The organism is Streptomyces longispororuber (genome assembly GCF_024448165.1).
Classification (GTDB): domain Bacteria; phylum Actinomycetota; class Actinomycetes; order Streptomycetales; family Streptomycetaceae; genus Streptomyces; species Streptomyces longispororuber_A.
Genome location: NZ_JAMOLN010000337.1, coordinates 1 through 7,095 on the forward strand (window position 1 = coordinate 1; position 7,095 = coordinate 7,095).

A 7,095-nucleotide genomic window follows, 5' to 3' on the forward strand; every position below is an offset into this window, starting at 1 on the left:
GCGCCGACCCCGTCGCGGCAGAGACCCCCGCCGCGGCGCAGGCCGAAGAGACCGCAGCCCCGGTACAGGCCGAAGAAACCGCCACCCCGGTACCCGCCGAAGAAACCGCAGCCCCGGCCCCGGCCGACGAAGCCGAAACCCCGGTGCCGGCCGAAGAGAGCGACGACGTCGACCCCGTCGCGGCGGAAACCCCCGCCCCGGCCAACGGCAAGCCCGCTCACCCGGCCACCCGCGTGAAGACCCGAGCCCCGGGTCTGGCCACGGCCTACAAGGCGGCCGGCGCAGAGCTGAAGAAGCGCGACCTCACCGGCACCCGAGCCACGGTCTACCTCGTACTGGACCGCTCCGGCTCCATGCGCCCGTACTACAAGGACGGCTCCGCCGCGGCCCTCGCCGAGCAGACCCTCGCCCTCGCCGCCCACCTGGACGCCCGCGAGACCCCCACCGTCCACACCGTCTTCTTCTCGACGGACATCGACGCCACGGGCGACCTCACGCTCGACGACTCGTACGAGACGAAGATCGACGAGTGGCACGCGGCCGCGGGCCGGATGGGCCGCACCAGCTACCACCGCGCGATCGAGGAGATCGTCGCCCACCACGAGAAGAGCGCCGACCCGACGGCCCCGGCCCTGGTGGTCTTCCAGACGGACGGCCCCCCGGACGTCCAGCGCCCGGCGAACGAGGCCCTGGCGAAGGCGGCGAGCCGCCCGATCCACTTCCAGTTCGTCGCGTTCGGCGACCCGGACGCCAAGGGCTTCGACTACCTGCGCAAGCTGAAGGCGGACAACGCCGGCTACTTCCACGCGGGCCCGGCCCCGCGCGAGCTGACCGACGCCGAGCTGTACAAGGGCCTCCTGGCGACCTGGCGCCCGTAAGGCACACCGGCAACCACGGGCAGCCACGAGCAACAACCGCAAGAAGGCCCACGGCCGTCCGCACGGTAAAACACCGCGCGGGCGGCCGCGCCATGTCGGCTACGATTTCTAGATTCAGCGGACGGAAACCCTTACTCCGCGCCACTCCGCGCAACGCATCGTCACGACTTGGGAGCAGCCCCCGATGGCTCGACACCTCATCACCAGCGCCCTTCCGTACATCAACGGGATCAAGCACCTGGGCAACATGGTGGGGTCCATGCTCCCGGCCGACGTGTACGCCCGCTACCTGCGCCAGCGCGGCCACGACGTGCTGTACATCTGCGCGACGGACGAGCACGGCACCCCCGCCGAGCTCGCCGCGAAGGAGCGGGGCCTGCCGGTCGCCGAGTTCTGCGCGCAGGCGCACGACGCGCAGAAGGCGGTCTACGACGGCTTCCACCTGGCCTTCGACCACTTCGGCCGCAGCTCGTCCGAGCAGAACGCGGAGCTGACCCAGCACTTCGCCCGCAAGCTGAACGAGAACGGGTTCATCGAGGAGCGCGCGATCCGGCAGGTGTACTCGCCCGCCGACGGCCGCTTCCTCCCGGACCGCTACGTCGAGGGCACCTGCCCGCACTGCGGCTACGACAAGGCCCGCGGCGACCAGTGCGAGAACTGCACCCGCGTCCTGGACCCGACCGACCTGATCAACCCGCGCTCGGCGATCTCCGGCTCCACCGAGCTGGAGATCCGCGAGACCAAGCACCTCTTCCTCCTCCAGTCGAAGCTGCAGGGCGAGGTCGAGGCGTGGATCGACGAGGTCGCCGACGAGTGGCCGCAGCTGTCGTCCTCCATCGCCCGCAAGTGGCTGACCGAGGGCCTGAACGACCGGGCGATCACCCGTGACCTGGACTGGGGCGTCCCGGTCCCGGCCGACACCTGGCCCGAGCTCGCGGCCGACGGCAAGGTCTTCTACGTGTGGTTCGACGCCCCGATCGAGTACATCGGCTCGACGAAGGAGTGGGCGGACGCCACGGGCAACGACTGGAAGTCGTGGTGGTACGAGCCGGCCGGCGCCTCCGACGTGCGGTACACGGAGTTCATGGCGAAGGACAACGTCCCGTTCCACTCCGTGATGTTCCCGGCGACCGAGATGGGCGTCCGCGAGCCGTGGAAGAAGGTCGACTACCTCAAGGGCTTCAACTGGCTGACGTACTACGGGGGCAAGTTCTCCACGTCGCAGAAGCGCGGTGTCTTCACCGACCAGGCCCTGGAGATCCTGCCCGCCGACTACTGGCGCTACTTCCTCATCGCGAACGCCCCGGAGTCCGACGACTCGTCGTTCACCTGGGAGCACTTCACGGCGACGGTGAACAAGGACCTGGCCGACACCCTCGGCAACTTCGTCAACCGCGTCCTGTCCTTCTCCCGCAAGCGCTTCGGCGACGACGTCCCCGAGGGCGGCGAGCCGGGCGAGGCCGAGCAGAAGCTGGGCGTCGAGATCGCCCGGCTGCTCGCCGAGTACGAGGAGCAGATGGAGGCCCTCCAGTTCCGCAAGGCCGCGGCGGCGCTGCGCGCCCTGTGGTCCGCGGGCAACTCCTACCTGGAGGAGAAGGCCCCCTGGCTGGAGATCAAGACGAACAAGGAGGGTGCCGCCCTGACCCTCCGTACGGCGATGAACCTCATCCACCTGTACTCGGTGGTCTCCGAGCCGTTCATCCCGGCGTCCGCCGCCGCCATGCGCGCCGCGTTCGCCCTCGCCGACGACACCCGCACCTGGGTCACCGCCGACGAGGCGAAGGCCCTGACGACGGTCCCCGCGGGCACCGCCTTCACGGTCCCGCCGGTGCTCTTCGCGAAGATCACCGACGAGGACCTGGAGTCCTACAAGGAGCGCTTCGGCGGCGAGCCCGCCGCTAGCTAGCCGACTGGCTGCTCGACGACGACGGCGCCGACGACGGTCCCGAGCCGGGGAACGTGTCGGTGCTGTCGTGCGTCTCGTCGGGTGCGACGCCCATCGTGAGCCGGGCGCGCACCCCGCGCGCGATCTTCCTGCGGTCGTACTTCAGGTACAGCAGCCCGCCCTCGTGGCCGTTGTCCGGGTAGATCGTGTCCTCGTCGAGCGTGGTGCGGACGGTGTCGTTCGACGCGTACGGCTCGACCTCGGCGGCGGCCAGCACGGACTTCTCGTCGAAGAACAGCTGGCCGGTGTGGCAGGTGTGCCCGCCCTCGTAGCCCGCGTCGGTCCATTCGCCGTCGACGTGCACCTTCACGTGGATGTGCACGCAACGCCCCTGGTACCAGCCGGGGAAGACCGTTCTGAAGGTGACCTCGCCGTGCCGGTCGGTGCGCCAGGTGCCGCGCAGGTACCGCTCGTCGTCGGTGGGTTCCTGGTGGCCGCCCCCGCCCCCGCCGGGGCCTCCGGTCGGGGCGCCGGTCGGCGGCTCGCCCGTCGGCGTGCCGGACGGCGGGGTCCCACCACCCGGTCCGCCGCCGCTCATCGCCTCGTACCCGGAGTAGATGCCGACGGCGTTGCAGTGCCAGATGTCGACGGCCGCGTTCCGCAGCGGCCTGCAGGTGTCCGCGTCGATCACCTTGAGGGTGAGCGCGAGCGGGATGCCGTCCTGGTCCTCGGTGATGTCCCGGCGGATCTTGTCCGCGTCGATGTAGTACGGGCCTTCGGTGGTCTCGGTGGTGAGGACGTAGCAGGCGTCGTCGGAGCCGCCCCGCGGCTCGTCGGCGAAGGCACCGCCGGCGGCGGCCGTGCCGCCCACTCCGACGGCGGCGACCGCCGCGCCACCGACGGCGAGCACCTTGCGACGCGTCACGTCACGCTGCTGGGAAGGCTCTTGGGTATCAGTCATGCGGCGGGACGCTAGGAGTCGAAGCTGTCAGGAGCATGGGTGCGGACTGTGAACGGCCACAGCGACGCACCATTGGCGTGAAAGCGCCCCACGTCATGCGTCCCGCCACCGCAGCGCCGCCCACCCCAGCAGCAGCGCCCCGGCCGCGTACGCGCCGAGCACCGCGATGCCCGTCCACGGCGCGAGCGGAGCCGTTCCGCTGCCCGTCGTGGTCTGCACGGCGAGGCCCGCCGACATCGGGGAGATCTTCTGCACCCGGTGCAGGGCGTGCACCGGCATCCTGACGATGAGGGTGACCAGGTACGGGCCGTAGAGCAGGGCCATCACCGTCCCGGCTGCCGACGCGGCGTGCCGCAACAGGAGCGCCACCCCGGCGCCCAGCAGCGCGACGAGCACCAGATAGACCAGCGTGCCGGTGCTCGCCCGCCACAACATGTGCGAGGAGTAGGGGAGTTGGGCGACGCCGCCGGGCAGCGCCGTCCGGCCCACGAGCAGCGAGGCGGGCACCGCGACCGCCGCCGCCACCAGCACCGTCACCACGACCAGCGCGGTCTTGGCCAGGAACACGGTGTCCCGGCGCGGGCTCGCGGCCAGCGTCAGCCGGATCACCCGCGGATACTCGCCGCTGACCACGCCGATCCCGAGCAGCGCCGCCACGGTCTGCGCCAGGTACACACCGGACAGGGTCACCGCGGTCGGCGCGAGCGTGCCCTGCTGCCCGGGCTCCGCGGCCGCGGCGACGAGCGCGGTCAGCCCGGCCATCGCCACGGGCAGCCCGACCAGGGTCCACACCTGGCCGGGCAGGGTGCACAGCTTGGTCCACTCGCCGTGCACCGCCCTGCGCAGCGCGAGCACCCCCGTACGTCCCCTCGCGCGTCGGCTCGTCCTGCCGCTCATACGTCCCTCCGCGCGAGCCGCCGGCCGGCGGCGCCGAGCACCACGGCCACGTACGCGCACAGCACGGCGAACCCGGTCCACGGCGCCACCGCGTACTCGACGAGCTGCCGGGTCTGCTGGATGGCGAGGCCCGCCGTCGGCGTGGCCCCCTCGACGAAGTCGCTGAACGCGATGGACGTGCTGGACCCCACGATCGGCACCACGATGACCAGCGTCAGCATCAGCACGACCGCCGGCACGGTCCGCCGCAGGAGCACGCCGACCCCCATGCTGAGCACGGCGATCAGGGCGAGATAGGCGGCGCTGCCGACGACCGCGCGCAGCGTCGCCGGGTCGGTGAGCGAGATGTCGGGGAACAGGGGTGGCTTGAAGCCGTTCTCCCGCTGGTAGGGCCGGGCGACGTAGGGCGAGGCCACGGACGCCGCGAGCCCGACCACGAACACCAGCGCGGCCAGCACCACGGCCTTCGCCGCGAGCACCCGGCCGCGCCGTGGGCTGGCGGTGAACGTGGTGCGCACGGTGCCCGTCCTGTACTCGGACGTGACGGACAGGACGCCGAGCGCGATCACGGCGATCGCGGCGAGCCGCGTGCCCGTCTCCAGCGTCTCCTTGACCTGGTCGGGCGGTGCCGGTTCGAGTCCCACCCCGGCCGTGCCGAGCGCACCGAGGTCGCCGCTGCCGGTGACGGTGAGACGGCCGTCGGCCCGCGTGTACGGCTGGGGTTCGGTGGTCGGGTTCCGCATGCCGCCGTGCGCGTACTTCTGGAAGATGTCGGTCTGCCGCCACGCGCCGTCCGCCGTGCCGGGGAAGGCGACGTGGTCGAAGACGGCCCGCCCGGTCGTCGCCACCGGATGCACGGCGGCGGCCCCGGGACCGATGCGCCGCACGACCGACCTGGGGGGCGACGTGACGAAGAGCCCTGCCTCGGTGCGCGCGGGCAGCCGGGACGCGGTGAGGGTGGCCACCTCGTGCCAGCCGCGGCCGTCGGCGGACTGGTAGCCGGTGATCCGGTCGCCGTCCCGGGTGAGCCGCAGCCACCGGGTCGCGCCGGAGACGTCCGCGGTCTTCTCGTTCTTCCCGTCCACGAACATCCGCACCCCGTGCCCGGGCGTCAGCAGGATCGTCGCGTACGCGGCCCCGCCCTCGGTCGAGCCGCGCAGCATCAGCCCGGCCTTGGCCCAGTTCTCGGAGTCCTTCTGGTCGGCGACGCGCACGGTGAACGTGCCGTCGCCGGTCGCGGTGCGGTGCACGAACGTCCCGCTGTCGAAGGCCTCGGGACCGTCGTAGCCGAAGTGGCTGCCGCTCGCCGACACCACGGTCATCAGCAGGGCCAGGACGAACGTCGCGATCAGCGCGAGCCCGGTGCTGCGGACGGTCCGCAGCTTGACCCATTCGGCGCGCAGCGCCCGCGTCATCGGACGGCCTCCGCCCCAGCGGTGAACTCCCCGACGCTGCCGGTGAGTTCCATGTACGCCTCCTCCAGCGTGGCGCGGTGCCGGGCCAGTTCGGAGAACGCGACGCCGTGCGCGCCGAGCCGGGCGACGATGTCCTCGCTGCTCAGCCCCGCCACGGTGAGCGTGTCGGCCCCGGTCACGGCGACGGCGACGTCGTCCCCGGCCAGCACGGTCATGGCCTCGGCCCGCTGGGTGGTGCGCAGGGTGATCCGCCCGCCGGACGCCTCGTCGAGCAGCTCACCGACGTCGGTGTCGGCGAGCAGCCGCCCCCGCCCGATGACGACGAGGTGGTCGGCGGTGTCCTGCAACTCGCTCATCAGGTGCGAGGAGACGAGCACGGTCCGCCCCTGCGAGGCCAGGGACTTGAGGAATCCCCTGATCCACTGGATCCCCTCCGGGTCCAGCCCGTTGACCGGCTCGTCGAGGATCAGCACGGGCGGGTCGCCGAGCAGCGCGGCCGCGATCCCGAGCCGCTGCCGCATGCCGAGCGAGAAGCCCCCGGCCCGCTTGCGGGCGGCCGACGTCAGCCCGACCAGGTCGAGGACGACGTCGGCCCGCCGCACCGGCAGCCCGCTGTAGTGCGCGAGCCACCGCAGATGGTCGCGGGCCCGCCGCCCCGGATGCAGCGACTCGCAGTCGAGCAGTGCGCCCACGGTGGCGAGCGGCTCCGCCAGCTCGGCGTAGGGCCGCCCGCCGATCAGCGCCTCCCCGGCGTCGGGCCGGTCCAGCCCGAGCATCATCCGCAGCGTGGTCGACTTCCCGGCCCCGTTGGGCCCCACGAACCCGGTCACCTTCCCCGGCTCCACACGGAAACTCAGCCCGTCCACGGCCACGTTCCCGCCGTACCGCTTCCGCAGCCCGCGGGCCTCCAGCGTCATGTCTGTCATGCCCGTCGACGCTAGGGCCGGCCGCTCCCCGGTGCGTCACGCCGGGGAGGGGTCCCCGGACGGCGGCCGTCCCCCGCCCGGGGGACGAGCCGTACGGAGCGCCTCTTCAGGGGCGCGGGGCCGTGTCACGAGC

Annotated in this window: 6 protein-coding genes; 2 read left to right on the top strand and 4 right to left on the bottom strand. The window is 72.3% G+C overall.

Annotated elements, in window-relative coordinates; all coding sequences use genetic code 11:
- Both M4J07_RS45840 and metG read left to right on the top strand, forming a co-directional pair.
- Nucleotides 1-878: VWA domain-containing protein (locus M4J07_RS45840; protein WP_255982960.1), on the top strand; the 878-nt coding region annotated here is incomplete at its 5' end.
- Nucleotides 879-1,062: 184 nt separating this feature from the next.
- Nucleotides 1,063-2,784 (top strand): methionine--tRNA ligase, encoded by a 1,722-nt coding sequence (gene metG / locus M4J07_RS45845; protein WP_255982962.1) that lies wholly within the window; start codon nt 1,063-1,065, stop codon nt 2,782-2,784.
- Here metG and M4J07_RS45850 read toward each other — a convergent pair.
- The 4 genes from M4J07_RS45850 to M4J07_RS45865 all read right to left on the bottom strand — a co-directional run bounded on the left by M4J07_RS45850 (nt 2,777) and on the right by M4J07_RS45865 (nt 6,962).
- Entirely contained in the window at nt 2,777-3,724 is a 948-nt protein-coding gene (locus M4J07_RS45850) for an intradiol ring-cleavage dioxygenase (protein WP_255982963.1), read from the bottom strand. The two genes, metG and M4J07_RS45850, sit on opposite strands and share 8 nt — an antisense overlap.
- Nucleotides 3,725-3,817: 93 nt before the next feature.
- Complete coding sequence (locus tag M4J07_RS45855) at nt 3,818-4,621, bottom strand: hypothetical protein (RefSeq protein ID WP_255982965.1); 804 nt, start codon at nt 4,619-4,621, stop codon at nt 3,818-3,820.
- Nucleotides 4,618-6,036 (bottom strand): ABC transporter permease subunit, encoded by a 1,419-nt coding sequence (locus M4J07_RS45860; protein ID WP_255982967.1) that lies wholly within the window; start codon nt 6,034-6,036, stop codon nt 4,618-4,620. The genes M4J07_RS45855 and M4J07_RS45860 overlap by 4 nt, the downstream gene beginning before the upstream one ends.
- Entirely contained in the window at nt 6,033-6,962 is a 930-nt protein-coding gene (locus M4J07_RS45865; RefSeq protein WP_255982969.1) for an ABC transporter ATP-binding protein, read from the bottom strand. The genes M4J07_RS45860 and M4J07_RS45865 overlap by 4 nt, the downstream gene beginning before the upstream one ends.
- Between the last annotated feature and the right edge of the window lie 133 nt (nt 6,963-7,095).

Coding starts and splice junctions, on each gene's coding strand:
- metG (WP_255982962.1), top strand. CDS start 1,063: ATGGCTCGACACCTCATCACCAGCGCCCTTCCGTACATCAACGGGATC.
- M4J07_RS45865 (WP_255982969.1), bottom strand. CDS start 6,962: ATGACAGACATGACGCTGGAGGCCCGCGGGCTGCGGAAGCGGTACGGC.
- M4J07_RS45860 (WP_255982967.1), bottom strand. CDS start 6,036: ATGACGCGGGCGCTGCGCGCCGAATGGGTCAAGCTGCGGACCGTCCGC.
- M4J07_RS45855 (WP_255982965.1), bottom strand. CDS start 4,621: ATGAGCGGCAGGACGAGCCGACGCGCGAGGGGACGTACGGGGGTGCTC.
- M4J07_RS45850 (WP_255982963.1), bottom strand. CDS start 3,724: ATGACTGATACCCAAGAGCCTTCCCAGCAGCGTGACGTGACGCGTCGC.